At 60.3% G+C, this 15,540-nt stretch carries 17 protein-coding genes; 11 read left to right on the top strand and 6 right to left on the bottom strand.

Going from position 1 to position 15,540, the window contains the following annotated elements:
- Nucleotide 1: 1 nt before the first annotated feature.
- The 4 genes from D1223_RS02595 to D1223_RS02580 form a co-directional block, all read right to left on the bottom strand.
- Nucleotides 2–568, bottom strand: coding sequence for an antirestriction protein ArdA (locus D1223_RS02595; RefSeq protein WP_119374837.1), 567 nt, complete (start codon nt 566–568; stop codon nt 2–4).
- A 305-nt stretch (nt 569–873) separates the two neighbouring features.
- Complete coding sequence (locus D1223_RS02590; protein WP_119374836.1) at nt 874–1,794, bottom strand: nucleotidyl transferase AbiEii/AbiGii toxin family protein; 921 nt, start codon at nt 1,792–1,794, stop codon at nt 874–876.
- Nucleotides 1,791–2,633: a type IV toxin-antitoxin system AbiEi family antitoxin domain-containing protein gene (locus tag D1223_RS02585; protein WP_119374835.1), complete on the bottom strand. Its 843-nt coding sequence runs from the start codon at nt 2,631–2,633 to the stop codon at nt 1,791–1,793. Before D1223_RS02585 ends, D1223_RS02590 begins: the two co-directional genes overlap by 4 nt.
- A 132-nt stretch (nt 2,634–2,765) precedes the next feature.
- Complete coding sequence (locus tag D1223_RS02580) at nt 2,766–3,614, bottom strand: DNA -binding domain-containing protein (RefSeq protein WP_158588378.1); 849 nt, start codon at nt 3,612–3,614, stop codon at nt 2,766–2,768.
- A gap of 295 nt (nt 3,615–3,909) precedes the next feature.
- On the opposite strand from D1223_RS02580, the gene trbB reads away from it, so the two are divergent.
- Genes trbB through D1223_RS02525 form a run of 11 tightly spaced genes read left to right on the top strand, consistent with a single transcriptional unit; the run spans nt 3,910 to nt 13,520 of the window.
- Nucleotides 3,910–4,905, top strand: coding sequence for a P-type conjugative transfer ATPase TrbB (trbB, locus tag D1223_RS02575; RefSeq protein WP_119374833.1), 996 nt, complete (start codon nt 3,910–3,912; stop codon nt 4,903–4,905).
- Complete coding sequence (locus D1223_RS02570; protein WP_119374832.1) at nt 4,902–5,237, top strand: TrbC/VirB2 family protein; 336 nt, start codon at nt 4,902–4,904, stop codon at nt 5,235–5,237. Before trbB ends, D1223_RS02570 begins: the two co-directional genes overlap by 4 nt.
- Complete coding sequence (locus D1223_RS02565) at nt 5,237–5,491, top strand: VirB3 family type IV secretion system protein (RefSeq protein ID WP_119374831.1); 255 nt, start codon at nt 5,237–5,239, stop codon at nt 5,489–5,491. The genes D1223_RS02570 and D1223_RS02565 overlap by 1 nt, the downstream gene beginning before the upstream one ends.
- Complete coding sequence (trbE, locus tag D1223_RS02560) at nt 5,485–7,950, top strand: conjugal transfer protein TrbE (RefSeq protein ID WP_119374830.1); 2,466 nt, start codon at nt 5,485–5,487, stop codon at nt 7,948–7,950. Before D1223_RS02565 ends, trbE begins: the two co-directional genes overlap by 7 nt.
- A 10-nt stretch (nt 7,951–7,960) precedes the next feature.
- The gene (gene trbJ, locus D1223_RS02555; protein ID WP_119374829.1) at nt 7,961–8,677 is read left to right on the top strand and encodes a P-type conjugative transfer protein TrbJ; all 717 of its coding nucleotides are present in this window, start codon (nt 7,961–7,963) and stop codon (nt 8,675–8,677) included.
- Nucleotides 8,678–8,685: 8 nt separating this feature from the next.
- Nucleotides 8,686–9,984 carry a P-type conjugative transfer protein TrbL gene (gene trbL, locus D1223_RS02550; RefSeq protein WP_119374828.1) on the top strand — a complete coding sequence of 433 codons (1,299 nt, stop codon included), beginning with the start codon at nt 8,686–8,688 and terminating at the stop codon, nt 9,982–9,984.
- A gap of 3 nt (nt 9,985–9,987) precedes the next feature.
- On the top strand, nt 9,988–10,686 hold the full coding sequence (gene trbF / locus D1223_RS02545; protein ID WP_119374827.1) for a conjugal transfer protein TrbF: 699 nt from the start codon (nt 9,988–9,990) through the stop codon (nt 10,684–10,686).
- Nucleotides 10,683–11,678 (top strand): P-type conjugative transfer protein TrbG, encoded by a 996-nt coding sequence (trbG, locus tag D1223_RS02540; RefSeq protein ID WP_119374826.1) that lies wholly within the window; start codon nt 10,683–10,685, stop codon nt 11,676–11,678. The genes trbF and trbG overlap by 4 nt, the downstream gene beginning before the upstream one ends.
- 3 nt (nt 11,679–11,681) lie before the next feature.
- On the top strand, nt 11,682–12,917 hold the full coding sequence (locus tag D1223_RS02535) for a TrbI/VirB10 family protein (RefSeq protein ID WP_119374825.1): 1,236 nt from the start codon (nt 11,682–11,684) through the stop codon (nt 12,915–12,917).
- Nucleotides 12,918–12,937: 20 nt separating this feature from the next.
- Nucleotides 12,938–13,174 (top strand): DUF2274 domain-containing protein, encoded by a 237-nt coding sequence (locus D1223_RS02530; RefSeq protein ID WP_119375256.1) that lies wholly within the window; start codon nt 12,938–12,940, stop codon nt 13,172–13,174.
- Nucleotides 13,175–13,178: 4 nt separating this feature from the next.
- Nucleotides 13,179–13,520 (top strand): DUF736 domain-containing protein, encoded by a 342-nt coding sequence (locus tag D1223_RS02525; protein WP_119374824.1) that lies wholly within the window; start codon nt 13,179–13,181, stop codon nt 13,518–13,520.
- Between the two features lie 207 nt (nt 13,521–13,727).
- Here the strand turns inward: D1223_RS02525 and D1223_RS02520 are convergent, their stop codons facing one another.
- Together D1223_RS02520 and D1223_RS02515 are read right to left on the bottom strand one after the other, a co-directional pair.
- Complete coding sequence (locus D1223_RS02520; RefSeq protein ID WP_267896298.1) at nt 13,728–14,267, bottom strand: aldo/keto reductase; 540 nt, start codon at nt 14,265–14,267, stop codon at nt 13,728–13,730.
- 282 nt (nt 14,268–14,549) lie between these two features.
- Nucleotides 14,550–15,305, bottom strand: a complete 756-nt coding sequence (locus D1223_RS02515; RefSeq protein WP_119374822.1) for a class II aldolase/adducin family protein — start codon at nt 15,303–15,305, stop codon at nt 14,550–14,552.
- Nucleotides 15,306–15,540: the final 235 nt, after the last annotated feature.

Genomic DNA, 15,540 nt, shown 5'->3' with positions numbered 1-15,540 from the left:
ATCACCGCGACCAGAAGATGTGGACCTGATCGAATCCGGTCTCGACAGTGAAGATGTCGCCGTTCAGCTCCATGTCCCGGCCCATCGCGTCCCAATCGATATAGTGTTGGAGAGAGGCCGGGATTTCGGTGCCGCACTCGCGGGTCAGTTCTTCGGCAAATTCTGCAACCGAGCTGTATTCGCCCGCATAGTCATCGAAGGCGGCGCGCGCCCGTTCTAGGTCGCCGCCGTAGTGGCGGTGGACTTTGGCACCAAGGCGTCCGTGTTCGGATATGAAGTCGGCAAGCGCGCACACGGTCTCGAAGGAGGCATATTCGGAGAGGCTCGCGCCTTCGAAACCTTCATAATCGTGGATCGCCCATTCCTCGGCGCCGGGCAGCGGCGAGTCCGCCAGCATGGCGCGAACCTCATCCATGATTTCATCCGGCGTCGTCGCATCGATCCAGTGCCCGTGCAGGTAGCCATTATTGTAAGCCGCAAGGCAGGCAACGTAGATGCGGGGTCGGTCTTCAGATGGGGGTGCGGTAGCTGTTCCAAGGGGTGCAGGGGTTGCGGGTTCGCAGGTCATGTCGGGTCTCCTTCTCTGCCGCGTCCTGCCCGCGACAGGCGGGGGTGGGCGGCGGAAAAGGCCGGCAGGCCGGGCGGACAAGCAGCACGCGCAAGGCGGGAAGGTAGGAAGCTTTCAGACGCGCCAAATTACACCCATCCCGTCGCCTTGCGCGTGCGGCGCGCCCGGCCAGACGTGCCGTCCGCCCACACCCGGCTGCCCGGAGGCACACACGCACAAGGAGACTAGCGTATGCGCAGGCTCAGGCACCCCTCCCCTCACTGGAAACGACTGCATGCCGGCGCTGGAGACCTATATTGGAAAGACTAGTGCAACAGCGCTTCCAACAATTGCCCGATTTCGCGGTGCCGATCAGGATTGTCGCGCTTCAGAGTTTCGATGTTCTGCAGTTTCCAGGCGATGGCCGGGAAATTCCCAGCAGCTGGTCTTCCAATGAGCGAGACATCAGGTGCTGCGTGGTGCAGTCCGCGAAGATAGGTCGCAGCGGTTCCCGTCAACCGGGATTGAAGATCGGCAATCAGCCAAGCCCTCGCCTCTTCAAGTGCTGCCAGCTCCACCGTCTCGGCTGTCATACCCGCAAATTCGCGCGCGAATGGCTCTTCCAGGTTCCTCAAGTTTGGAGACAGTAATTCGTGCATGGGTCGCGGCGAGCAGGACAGGTATATCAGGAAGGCCGAAAAGAGATCGTCGCTGATGCCGTCACCTTCCTTGAGAAGCAGGATGTCGAACAGATCTCGCGGGTGCTGTCGATCCAGCGCGGCGACGAGCTTGCCGGCATAGACTTCCTCAAATGCAGCAAGATTCGCTTCCGCAAATCCGAATCGATCCGCGACAGTTTCGCTGACCGGCTTCAGTCCCGGAGCGACGAGCAGCCCCCGCATGTTGGGATTGACTTCAATCTTGATACTGATGTTATCCAGCGTAACAATCATCCGGGTTTCGAGATGACCTCCCCCCTGGATGCGCTGACACTGAGCTCCTGCTATTCTTCGTTCAATGGCATCGGCAACTCGACCCAGAGCTTCATCGATTTCCTGATGGCTCTCAGCCCGCGGCTTGAACGGTACGTAGACAAGATCGATGTCGACCGAAAGGCGCGGCATGTCCCTGTAGAAGAGATTGATAGCCGTCCCGCCTTTCAGAGCGAAACAGGCTTCTTCAGCCACTAGCGGCAAGACACGGACCAACAGGCCCACCTGCCCTTCATAAGTGGCCCTGTCGGTCATTGAGTGCCCTGTTCCATCAGTTCAGATGGCACGGTGATATGATAGCGAGGGTCAAGAGTCCCGCCGGAAACGATGGATCGTTTGCCGTGCCCGAAGTCTACCTTGGTTTCATCAAGATACTTGAGCCAGCCATGCTGGTGCCGGCGCGCAAAGAAGAAGAAGAGACGCGCCGTCTTTTTGCTTTTGCAGAACTCCAGCAGTGATTGCATCCTGCGCGGACGCAGCGAACTCAAGCCTTCAAAGACCAGATCGACCTGATGGAAGCTGTCTCCATCCGGAAGGGTTTCGAGCAATTCAAGCACGGCGCGCTCAAGGGTCGAGATCAGGATTGCCTGGCCGGGGCGTCCCCATTCGAATGCTTCGACGTCGAGAGAGGCTCCACCCATTTTCTGAACCGCTCTATAGGCGAGGCAAACAGTTTCTACGTTTCCTGATCCAAAGAGCCTGTCGGGCCGGCGAGCTTCAAATCTGACATTCAGTCCCGGAAGCTTTGTCAGCCAAGTCGGCAAAGGCGTGTCGGCATGAAGTGTTATCGTCCTCTCGCCGCTGAATTCCAGATAGTGGCTATAACCCTTGAGTTCGAGCGCCGTGCGTCCGCCCACCAGGATGTCCTTCGACATCAGGGTTTGAAGGGAATAGACCACGGATTGCCAGGTAAGCTTGCTACCCGGACGCATGAAAACGCTTCGTACCGGCGAAGACAGCCAATTGGAGTGCAGATATTTTGTGCGGAGGTTGGACGCATACCCCCGCTCTTCCAGAGTCGCAGCATCCACAACTGCATCGTCTGGCAACCAATTCAGTAGCTGGTTTAATTTTTTAGCGTTTTGATCACTCATGGTGAGTGAAATCGCATTTTTTCAAACTTTTGTCAAGTTTGAAAAAATGCTAAAAGAGTCACCCAAGGTGAATATTAAATGTAATTTTCAAACCAACAAAAAGGCTAGCTCTCAATAGGTCAATCAACTGGACTAAGCAGCCGTCTGATAAGGACCCAATCTTCCACCAAGCAATTCCACAAGGTATCCGCCATCGCGAAGCCCTTCAGCCTTGCTCACCAGATATTTCAGGGCATCTCGCATCGACGCCCGATCATCGGACCATTCGGACTCGACCGTCTCCTTGCCATAAAGAACGCTCGCGATCTCACGCCGGCTCATGCCGAGTTCCAGGCAATCGAGCGCAATGAGCCCATCCCGAAGGATCTGGGTACGCTTGGTCCAGAGAGGCGTTTGCTGGTCATAGTCCTGCCCCCAGACTTCTAGCGCGTCCCTTTGGGCTTTGAGCTTCCGCTCATAGGCGTCCATGTCGGAGATGGTAAGTTTCATCCGTATCTTTTCCATTCCGAGAAGCGACAGCCCGCTGCAACGAACCTGCACAACACACCCATTGCCACGCAGCAGCAGGAATTCCCTGCCCTGCTGGTCGGTCATATGAGTGATCCTGCAGACCGGGATTGTGCGATCCCAGATGCCACAGGATTCCTCCTCGTTTCGCGGACTGCAATGGACCTCAACCTGATCGGGATGAGCGGCCCGGCTCCAGAAAACATCCGCCTCAAAACCATTCTGATCGGGATCCGGCATCATCATCAGGCCCCAGCGCTCAGCGAGGGTCTGGGGCACGCGCGACCGCAATAGCCGAATTGGGGCACACGGCGCCATGCGCTCGGACACATCATCTGCGCGCCGGCACTCGGCGTCACGCAGGAAGTCCGGATTGCGCCGGAGATATTCCCAGGCCCAGCGATCGGACGACAGGCGCCAGAGATAGTCATAGCGTTTGAGCGCGCCATCGGATTTAAGAGTATAGGTCTTCATCATCGTCTCCCGATATTCCGGGAAATTGCAATTGAAACGCCAGATGCCCACCTGCAGTTTCTGAATGTGCTAACAAATCAGCGCGGCACATTAATGTCCTCCGATCAAGGAGGATCGGACCATCAAATCGCCAACCTTTGATTCACCATAGTGCCGGGACAGCCGGGAAACAGTCGCGATTGGATCGGTATGCCGACGTTCGCTGCTGCCTGCCGCGATTGGCCTCGCCTCCAACTCCTGCACATCACCCTGATCTGAGACATTGAAGCCGACCAGACAGGAAGGCCCAACACTCATGGCACATGCGGGACATGCAGAAGAGACGGAAAGCCGCCGGAGCGCCATGTTGCGAACGGCCTTCTGTCCGGTCGTCCGTGACGCACTCGAAGCAGCTGACACGATCGAGATCATGGCCAATCCCGATGGCTCCGTCTGGATCGAACGACACGGCATCGGACTTGTCCGATCCATCCACTCGCTGAGCCCAGCCGACCGCGAGCGCGTTATCCGTCTGGTTGCCTCCGGGGCGGGAGAGGCTGCGAATCGCGCTTCCCCCATCGTCTCTGCCGAATTGCCTGGTAGCGGCGAGCGGTTTGAAGGTCTTCTCCCGCCCGTATCAACAGCTCCATGTTTCTCAATCCGCAAACCATCCCGGGTTCCTTCGAGTCTCGACACCTATGTCGGCCGCGACGCACTCTCACCTGCCCTGGCGCTCGCGCTACGCGCGGCCATAGATGCCCGGCAAAACATCCTGATCGCCGGCGGAACCTCGTCCGGCAAAACGACATTCGCCAATGCACTGCTCGCCGAACCGGCCCTCGCGGGCGAGCGGATCGTCATCCTCGAAGACACGCGCGAGCTCGATTGCGCCGCGCCGAATGCCGTCCGCCTCAGGACGCAGCAGGGCAAGGTGAGCCTGCAACAACTTGTCCGATCGACGCTGCGCCTCCGTCCCGACCGGATCATTGTCGGCGAAGTGCGCGGGCCCGAAGCGCTCGATCTTCTCAAGGCCTGGAACACAGGCCATCCGGGCGGGATCACAACCCTGCATGCAAATTCTGCGCGGGGCGCCTTGCGCCGACTTGAACAACTGACCCTTGAGGCCGCGCGCAAGATACCGTTCGACCTCATCGTCGAGTCCATCGACGTGGTCGTGTTCATGAGCCGGGCAAGTGGCGAACGCCGTGTCGAGGAGGCGGTTCGCCTCACCGGCTATGATGGCGAAGGCTATGTGACCGAGCCACTAGTTTCCCGCTCCCTTTCCCTTGTCAGACACGGAGACATGACATGAGTCCCTGCAACCAATTGAAAGCCCTTCGCCGGACAGGTGAGGCGGCCATCCTGCTTGTCACAGCCTCTTTGATGGCAGCACCTGGTCACGCGGCCGGTACCGGCATGCCCTGGGAAGGTCCGCTTGATCAGATCCTGCAATCGATCGAAGGCCCGGTTGCCCGTATCGTTGCAGTGATCATCATTACCATCACCGGTCTCACGCTCGCGTTCGGCGAAACAAGCGGCGGCTTCCGCAAGCTGATCCAGATCGTGTTCGGTCTCTCGATCGCTTTTGCCGCGACCAGCTTCTTCCTGACCTTCTTCTCCTTCGGCGGTGGCGCGCTGATCTGATGGCGGACGGCTATGAGATCCCGCTGCACCGCTCGCTTGCAGAACCCATCCTGATGGCAGGTGCACCCCGCTCGGCTGCCATCGCGATCGGGACACTGGCGGCTGCACTCGCTCTCGGTCTGCAGCTCTGGATTCCGGGACTCGTCCTCTGGGCAGTCGGACATTCGGCAGCGGTGTTCATGGCGAGAAGCGATCCGGATTTCATGAGTGTTGCGTCCCGTTCGACCCGGCACAGGGAACATCTTTCATGCTGAACCTCAAAGAATATTCCGAAGCCCCACGCCTTCTGGCTGACTACCTTCCCTGGGCTTGCCTTGTGGCGCCCGGCATCGTCCTCAACAAGGATGGCAGCTTCCAGACCACGTTCCGCTATCGCGGCCCGGATCTCGAAAGTTCGACCGAAGAAGAACTCGTCTCGGTCATGGCACGGGTCAACAATATACTGCGCCGCTTCGGATCGGGCTGGGCCTTGTTTTTCGAAGCCCAGCGGGACGAAATCCATGACTATCCGGAGTGCTGCTTCCCGGATGCAGCCTCCTGGCTCGTCGATCAGGAACGCGCCCTGCAGGCCGAAGAGACCGGCGCCCGCTATGAAAGCCACTACTATCTGACCCTGCTCTGGCTACCTCCAGCCGACACAACGGGCCGGGCCGAGAAGGTCCTGATCGAACGGGCGGAGACGGAAGATGCTGAGACATGGCGCCAGCGTCTCCAAACGTTCGAGACACAGGCAGCACGCACATTCGACTTGCTCGCAACCTGCCTCGCCGAGATTGCCCATCTCAGCGACGACGAAACCCTTACCTATCTCCATTCAACTATTTCGACCAAACGCCATCCTGTGGCGACACCGGAACTCCCGGTCTTCCTCGATGCTGTCCTGGCCGATGAGCCCTTCGCCGGCGGTCTCGAGCCTATGATCGGAGAGACACACCTCCGGACCCTGACGATCCTGGGCTTTCCGGCCTCCACCCTGCCCGGCATTCTCGACGAGCTGAACCGGCAGGGATTCTCATACCGCTGGTGCACCCGCTTCATCGCCATGGACAAGACCGAAGCCGAGAAGGTGCTGGGCAAGAAGCGCCGGCACTGGTTCGCCAAGCGCAAATCCATCGGCGCGGTCCTCCGCGAGACCATGTTCAATGAGCAGGCAGCGCTGCTGGATACGGATGCCGACAACAAGGCAAGCGATGCGGATGCGGCCCTGCAGGAACTCGGCGCCGACTTCGTCTCCTATGGCTATGTCACGACAACGATCACCGTCTGCGAACCTGACAGACGACTCGTCGAGGAACACCTCCGGATAGCCGAGCGCATCATCAATGGCCGCGGGTTCACGGCGATCCGGGAGACGCTCAATGCCGTCGAATCCTGGCTCGGAAGCCTGCCCGGCCATGCCTATGCCAATGTCCGTCAGCCCGTCCTGCATACGCTGAACCTTGCGCATATGGTCCCGCTCTCCGCCGTCTGGGCGGGTGAGGCGGAAAACCAACACCTCAGTGCCCCCGCGCTCATCCAGGCGCAAACCGGCGGCACCACACCATTCCGCTTCAATCTCCATATCGGCGATGTCGGCCATACACTAATCGTTGGCCCAACGGGTGCAGGCAAATCGGTTCTCTTGTCCCTCATTGCCCTACAATGGCGACGCTGCGATCGCGCGCAGGTCTTCATCTTCGATAAGGGCCGTTCAGCTCGCGCCGCAACCCTCTGCATGGGCGGGGCCCATATCGACCTTGGCAGTTCGGATGCGCCGAGCCTCCAGCCGCTGAGAGACATCGATACCGATGCGGGCGCAAGCTTCGCCGCAGACTGGCTGACTGGACTCTGTAGCCATGAAGGCGTCGACATGACACCGGACCTAAAGGCCCGTCTGTGGGAGGGGATTCAGGCACTCGCCACCGCACCGGAAGCCGAACGCACCCTGACCGGACTCTGCCTGATGCTGCAGGACGAGGCGCTCAAATCGGCCCTCCATCCCTTCACCCTGGAAGGCCCGCACGGCCGCCTGCTCGACGGCGATCATGAAACGCTGACCCTCGCGGACACGGTCTGCTTCGAAATGGAAGAGCTGATGCATCGGAAAGGTGCGGCCCTGCCTGTACTCACCTATCTCTTCCACCGGCTCGAAGCCCGGTTCGATGGATGTCCGACCCTCCTCATTCTCGATGAAGCCTGGCTCTTCCTCGACGATCCGGTTTTCGCCGCGCGCATCCGCGAATGGCTGAAGACACTCAGGAAGAAGAATGTCAGCGTCATCTTCGCCACACAATCTCTGGCCGACATTGCGAACAGTTCGATTGCGCCAGCCCTGATCGAATCCTGCCCGACACGGATCTTCCTGCCGAATGAGCGCGCACAGGAACCGCAATCCCGAGAGATGTACCACCGCTTCGGCCTCAATGCCCGCCAGGTCGAACTGATCAGCCAGGCTACCCCGAAACGCGACTACTACTACCAGTCACCGCTTGGCTGCCGCGTGTTCGAGCTCGGCCTCGGACCAATCGCGCTTGCCCTCTGCGGTGCAAGTTCCCCGCAGGAGCAGGGCACGCTCGACCGGGTATGGGCTGAGACCGAAGGCGACGGCTTCGCTGAAACCTGGCTTCACGAAAAAGGTCTTCCCTGGGCCGGCGACCTTCTGGGCCGCTGGCCGGGAGACAAGAGGCCAATGCTCCCGCCCGCCCTTCCCGCCCATGCAATCGCCGCCGAATAGGAACCGCCCGATGAAACGCGCCCTCTCCGGCCTTGCAGGCCTCCTCGTCCCGCTCGCAGCGGTGCCGCTGACGGTCTTGATGCCCCCACCTGCACATGCCCAGCTCACCGTCTATGACCCGGCAAACCATGTTCAGAACGTGCTGCAGGCGGTCCGCGCGCTCCAGCAGATCGACCAGCAGATCGAGCAGCTCACCCATGAGATCGAGATGCTGGAGAACATGGCCCGCAATCTCGAAACCCTGCCCGTCAATGTCGCCGAAGCCATCATTCTCGACCGCATCCACCGGATCGAGGAACTGATGCGCAAGGCTGAAGGCATCGGCTACGGGGTCGATGAGGTCGAACGCGAATACGAGACTGCCTACCCCGAATCCTATGGCGAGGAGCCGCCGCCGCAGGACGTGCTTGTTGAAGATGCGCGTGCCCGCTGGCGCCAGTCGCGGACAGCCTATCGCGACACGCTGACGACAGTCGCCGCCGCCCTCGAAGACAATCAGACAGACGCGACCGCAATCGCGGGCCTGATCGAACAGAGCCAGGGCGCAGCGGGTAATCTGCAGGTCCTGCAAGCCGGCAACCAGATTGAGGCGATGCAGACCGAACAGCTCATCCAGATGGAGAGCATGATGGCCTCGTACTACCGCGCCGAAGCGCTCGAACGGGCCCGTGAACTCGCCGAGGCCGAACGCGGCCGGGCCCGGACAAAAGCCTTTCTCGGAGACTGAGCCGCCCCATGGACGTGATCGACACATTCCTCGCGACCTTTATCGCCTACATCGACAGCGGGTTCGGCCTGCTGGCGGGTGATGTCGCCTATTTGTCGACCACGCTGATTGCCATCGACATCACGCTGGCTGGCCTCTTCTGGGCACTCGGCCAGAACACGGACGTGATATCCGGTCTCCTGAAGAAGGTTCTCTATGTCGGCTTCTTCGCCTTCATCATCGGCAATTTCGCGCTGCTCGCCGACATTGTCTTTGCGAGCTTTGCTGATCTCGGCCTGACCGCCAGCGGCTCCGGCATGACAGCTGAGGACCTCCTGCGACCGGGCTTCATCGCCGGCGTCGGCCTCGAGGCTGCAAAGCCGCTGCTCGAGGAGATTGGCGACATGGTCGGCCCGATCGCCTTCTTCCACAACTTCATCATGATCGGTGTCATGTTCATCGCCTGGGCGGTGATCATGATCGCTTTCTTCGTGCTGGCGGTGCAGCTGTTCATCACGATCCTGGAGTTCAAGCTGACCACGCTTGCCGGCTTTGTGCTCGTGCCCTTCGCGCTCTGGAACAGGACCTCCTTCCTCGCGGAACGCGTGCTCGGCAATGTCATCACGTCCGGTGTCAAGCTGATGGTCCTCGCCGTGATCATCGGCATCGGCTCGACCCTGTTCGGCTCGATCACGGATGCGTTCCGGACCGGTGACGATATTTCGCTTGCTCAGGTGATGGGCACCGTGCTCGCGGCGCTCGTCTTCTTCTGGATGGGCATCTTCGGCCCCGGCATTGCGAGCGGCCTCATTTCCGGCGCTCCGCAACTTGGCGCAGGCTCTGCCGCAGGGGCCGTCATGGGCGTGGCGGCAGGGACTTATGCCGCTGGCATGGGCGCCCGCGCAGCCGCCGGCGGCGTCTCGACGGCCGTCAAGGCCGGCGCATCCATGGCGGGCGCCGCCCGGACCTCCTACACGATGGGTGCGGTCGCGTCAGGTGCAACCGGTCCCGCTGGTGTTGCCGCCGGGCTTGCTGGTATCGCGCGCGCCGGCGGTGATGCAATTCGTCGGACTGTCGCCCGGCCCGCCAATACCTTCCGGGATGCGTACCGCCGCGGAAGCGAAAGTGCCTGGCGCGCAACTGGCGGCACCACGACCGGCAGCAGCCAATCCCCCGATACTTCCGCTTCGCAGAGCCCCGGCTGGGCCCGGCGCATGGAACGCGGCCAGCGCATGAGCCATGCCGGGCAGATCGCCGCCCATTCGCTGCGCGATGGCGACCGGGGCTCCGGCGGTGCCGCCCCAAGCCTTCAGGATAAGGACGACTAGAAAATGGCTTTCAAGCGATCAGCATCACACTATGGGGCAAGCCCGTTCCCGGAAACGCCTTACCAGAAGGCGGGACAGGTTTGGGACGAGCGGATCGGGTCAGCGCGTGTCCAGGCGAAAAACTGGCGGCTGATGGCCCTTGGCTGCCTTGGCCTCTGCTTCGCAACGTCCGGCGCGCTTGTCTGGCGGAGCCTGCAATCCAGCGTCACGCCCTACGTTGTTGAAGTCGACGAGACAGGTGCTGCCCGCGCGGTCGCACCAGCCACGGAACGCTACACGCCGACAGATGCTCAGATCGCGCATCACCTCGCAAATTTCATCTCTCATGTGCGGGGCCTCAGCGTGGACCCGGTGGTTGTGCGCGAAAACTGGCTCTCGGCCTATGACTTCGTCACCGCGGCGGCAGCAACGACCCTCAATGAATACGCCAAGACGAATGACCCGTTCGCCGATATAGGCCGCAAATCCCGCACGGTCGATGTGGTCAGCGTGGTGCGCGTCTCCGAGGACAGTTTCCAGGCCCGCTGGATCGAGAAGACCTATGAGAATGGCGCGCTGGTGAAGGCCGAGCGCTACACAGGCCTCTTCTCCCTCATCACCCAGCCCCCGAAAGATGCCGCGACACTCCGCGCCAACCCCCTCGGTTTGTATGTCCATAGCCTCAATTGGGGTCAGGACCTTGTCACAGGAGACACCCAATGATCCGCAATCTGCTCGCAAGTTCCGGGCTTGCCCTCATCGCCGCCTGCGCGACAACACCGACAGACCTTGAACCTTTGGACCCAGAGGCATTCCAGGTCGCCTCCCCCGTCGAGGAAGTCACCGATCACCCGGTCCGCATCGTAGAGACCGCGATCCCCCTTCCCCTGCCCGGCCAGATGAAGGCCGTCTCTTCAGCAACACCGGAACCGGACGTCTCCCCGGAAGAGGCCATCAAGGAGGGGCGCGAACACGCCCTGATCGAACCCTCGGTCGATGGCTATGTGAATGCGATCCAGGTCTATCCCTATACGGAAGGGGCGCTTTACCGCCTCTATGCCAGCCCCGGTCAGGTCAGCGATATCGGCCTGCAGCCGGGTGAGGCGCTCGTCTCGGTCTCCGCTGGCGACACGGTCCGCTGGGTTGTCGGCGATACGACATCTGGCTCCGACGCAAATGCCCGCGCCCATGTACTGGTCAAACCGATCAGCGCGGGTATCCGCACCAATCTGATGATTGCCACCGACCGGCGGACCTATCATCTCGAACTCGAAAGCACCGATGGCAGCTATATGGCGGCTCTTTCCTGGCGCTACCCGGCCGATGAGCTCGCCGGCCTCACGGCACGCAATGCGCAGGCGATCGCAAGGGAAAGCGGGTCCATCGAACAGGGCCTGACGCTCGAAGGCCTCAACTTCGACTACCGGATGACCGGCGATACGCCGGACTGGAAGCCGGTCCGGGTGTTCGATGACGGGCGTCAGGTTTTCATCCAGATGCCGGCCTCCATCGCCACCACCGACATGCCGCCCCTATTCGTGCTCGGCGAGACTGGAAATGCGGAACTCGTAAACTACCGCGTCCGCGGCAATTACTATGTCGTCGACCGCCTGTTCCGGGCTGCCGAACTGCGGCTCGGCCAGAAGGATCAGACCGTGGTGCGGATTTCCCGGGTCGAGCGCCGGGCGGGTCTTGCGGCAATATTCGGGGGCTGAGCCATGTCAGAGCCCATTCCCTTTGACGAACATGCCGAGCGGCTTAAAATCCGCTCTGCGCCCCGACCGGTCACGCGCATCAACCGCAAGGTGCTGATCGTGGGTGCGGGCCTTGGCGCGCTTGGCCTGTTCGCCGCCGCGAGCATCGCGCTCGCCCCTCCGAAGGCCATCGAACCCGGCGACCAGCGAGAGCTCTACAACACCACGAACACAAGGAAGCCTGAAGGATTTTCCACCCTGCCGGCGAGCTATGATGCCGTACCCAGACTCGGCCCGCCGCTCTCCGGCGATCTCGGCGCGACCATCCTGTCTGCTGAACGCGATCTTGGCATCGAGCCGGAATATGTTGATCGGTTCGAGGATGACTTCCGGCCGAACCCGGCAGATGAAGCGGCACGGGCCAGGCGCATGCGCGAAGCGGCTCTTGCCGAAGACGCTGCCCGTGCACCTGTCTTCTTCAAACTCCAGTCCGAATCCGCCGCCCTACCCACGGGAAAGCCGACTTCCCACGATCTCGCGGGCGATCTTCGCTCCGAACTCCTTGCCCTTGCCGCGACGCCGGCGGCGGCACCATCCGGCTTTACTCAACCAGCCGACACGAATCTGCAGGATCGCAAGCTGGCCTTTGCAAGTGATGGTGGCGGATCCGGCATCTACAATCCGCACCGGATCGGAGACCCGCTCTCCCCCTACCAGGTCATGGCGGGCACACTGATCCCGGCCTCGCTTGTAACAGGCATCAACAGCGACCTGCCCGGTACCATCGTCGCGCAGGTGACCCAACCCGTCTATGACACGGTCAAGGGTGAGTACCTACTCATCCCGCAAGGCGCCCGGCTGATCGGGCGCTACCAGTCTGAAGTCTCGTTCGGACAGGACCGGGCGCTCGTAGTCTGGGACCGGATCATCTTCCCCGACGGGTCCTCAATACAAATCTCGGAGCCCGGAGCGGACGGCGAAGGCTATGCAGGCCTTTCCGACCGGACAGATCATCACTGGAACCGCGTATTTGCGGCCGCAGGGCTCGCAACCATCCTCGGGATCGGTGCGGAGCTGGGCTCATCAAGTGAGGATGACGACATCGTCCGGGCGATCCGCCGCGGGACGACCGACACGGTGAACCAGGCTGGCCAGCGTGTCGTCGATCGCAGCCTCGGCATCCAGCCGACCATTCGCATCCGGCCCGGCTGGCCCGTCCGGGTGGTGGTCACGCGCGACCTGATCCTCAGACCTCAATGATGAAGAATACCACAACGATCATGTCCCTCAAACTTGAACGACTCCCCGACCGCACGCCCGTTCGCATGACCGTAGCGCTCGATCCGGATCTCGCCGCAGCCCTCACTGACTATGCCGCGATCTATCAACAAGCCTATGGCGAGGAGGAAAAGCCTGAAACGCTGATCCCCGCCATGCTCGAAATGTTCCTGGCGTCCGATGCCGGGTACAAGCGGGCCCGCAGGGCCCTCCGCGACAACGCCAGAAACGGAGACTAACCCCATGGCACAAATCGGCGCGTTCACCCTAAAGGATGGAAAATACACCGGGACCATCCGTACCATGACCATCAATGTCAAAGCCCAGCTGGTCCCGAACAAGACCAAGGCCAATGACGATGCCCCGGATTACCGGCTCTATGCCGGAGGGGCGGAGCTTGGCGCTGCCTGGCGTCAGGACTCCAAGGATGGCAAAACACCCTACCTCGCCGTGAAGCTGGACGATCCGAGTTTTGCCGAACCGGTGCGAGTGGCGTTCTTTGAGAACAAGCAGGAGGGCTCAGGTATCATGGTGTGGACGCGAGGAAAATCCATCCCCCCTCAAAACTGTCAGCCTCCAGACTGAAAACATCTACAAACCAAGTGTCTAATGGGAGATGATCTTTTAACTTTATTCTCCTCTGTTCATAATTTCTCATCAACTCAAGACGACTTGCGTGCTATCGAACTTAGCTACCGCACGATCTGTGATTTGTATGGCTTTAATCATTCAAGGACCACAATAAAGGCTGCCCCTATTTCCTTCATGGCTGCAAAAATTCAAAAATTCTCATTATTTGAGAATTTTCTCTGGATCACCAAAGGCGAAACGCTGGAGATAGGAGGACGATATCAGATCATGCGGATAGCCGAGTTTGATGTCGACGATGTCATCTATTTGCTCCACGATATCCTTGGATAAGTTCATTGCCGATGCTCCAAGAACTTGATGCATCTGCTCAGCCGTTCGTGCCCCAATGATTGGGACAGGGACGTTTGGCTTTTCGCGCAGCCATGCCAGCGCAAGCTGAACAGACGACATCCCGGCCCGCTCTGAAATGGCCGCCAGCTTTTCCGCCACCTGTTGAATTGCCGGGGGGATTTTCGCTTTTTCGCGGCGTTTTGGCTGTGCAGCGTTCGCGAGCGCACCGCCTGCGAGGGGGCCCCAGGCCAGCACGCCAAGGCTGAGTGCTTCCGCCATCGGAAGCAGCTCGCGTTCGACGTCCCTGGCCGCCGCGCTATATTTCACCTGGATCGCCGTCAAACGGTTCCACTTCGCTCTCTCACAACTACTGATGAGGGCAGTAATGCATAACGCGCCCCCCCATTCCAAGATCGCGGCGCCTATATCAACATGCTGATATGGAGTGTTTTTCAGTGCCCGGTTCCGGGTATCAGTTGACGCACTTTTTCAGGCGCATCCGCGGCGGATTTTCATGACTTTGGTCTGAAGCGGCCTTGGCCATGCCACCCATTTCGAAAAGCTATTGCCCTATTTTATCACGCATTATGTCTCGGGCTTCAGAAGAAACCTCCTCCACCGACGGCCATGACGTGTTCATGCCGGCGCGGGCAGAGCGGCGGTCTTTTCAGGCGCCCCAAACCGGAGACCAGATCAATGTGGGAAATCCGGCCACAGACGTTCAGCTTTGCGCAGCATAGCGGGCCATACTTGTTTCTCCGCCATCCCCGGAAAGAATGCGGCCGCCTGAAGGCCCACCTCTTCAATCACTGCGGCGTGCGCGTCGTGTAGTGGCTGGTTCATGGACAAGGTGCGCACCTGGGTCGTACAGGCCGTTTCAAGAAAATACATGTAGGTAAAGCATTCCGCGACCGTTGTACCGACGGCCAGTGTACCGTGGTTGCGCAGTAGCATCAGCCTCTTGTCGCCCAGATCCCTGGCCAAGCTCTCGCGCTCATCTAGATTGGTGGCAGCGCCCTCATACTCGTGAAAAGCAAGGTCAGCCGCGACGGCCATCGCCCCTTGGTTCAGCGGCAGCAAACCTGCCTCCGTCGCGGAAACAGCGACACCATCCTTGGTATGCAGATGTATAACGCAACCCGCCTCAGGCCGGGCCGCGTGAACAGCACTATGTATTACAAAGCCAGCGCGATTTACCTCATAGGGAGATGCAGAAAGCTTGTTGCCGTCTTCGCCAATCTCCACCAATGCCTCCGGCGTCATTTCCTCGAACAACATGCCAAATGGGTTGATGAGGAAACTATTCCGTCCCGGAAGACGCGCAGAAATGTGAGTTGCCACCAGATCGTCCCAACCGTGCAGGGCGACCAGCCGGTAGCAGAGCGCCAGATCCCGGCGCACAGCCCATTCCGTTTCTGCCTCTTGCGGATCTGCAGCGCACTGTTTCATGTCTTCTCCTATTTTCTACTTTACCGATGCCGGTCCGCCCGCATCGCCATCTTGGCGCCCCCCCCCCCCGCCCTCGGCAGAAGCCCTTGGCGATCACCGAGCCTTGCCGGGCAGCATCGGATCGATAACTTAACGGTCGACCAATAATTGATTTATGCGGCATCCCTCCCCTGAAGGTCAACCCTTATCTGAGGGCTGCTGTATCGGCGAAGACGCCCGCTTTTGACGCGCCTCG

Source organism: Henriciella mobilis (assembly GCF_003576285.1).
Classification (GTDB): domain Bacteria; phylum Pseudomonadota; class Alphaproteobacteria; order Caulobacterales; family Hyphomonadaceae; genus Henriciella; species Henriciella mobilis.
Note: the sequence above shows the minus strand (reverse complement) of the source record. Positions and strands in the feature narration are given on the sequence as shown.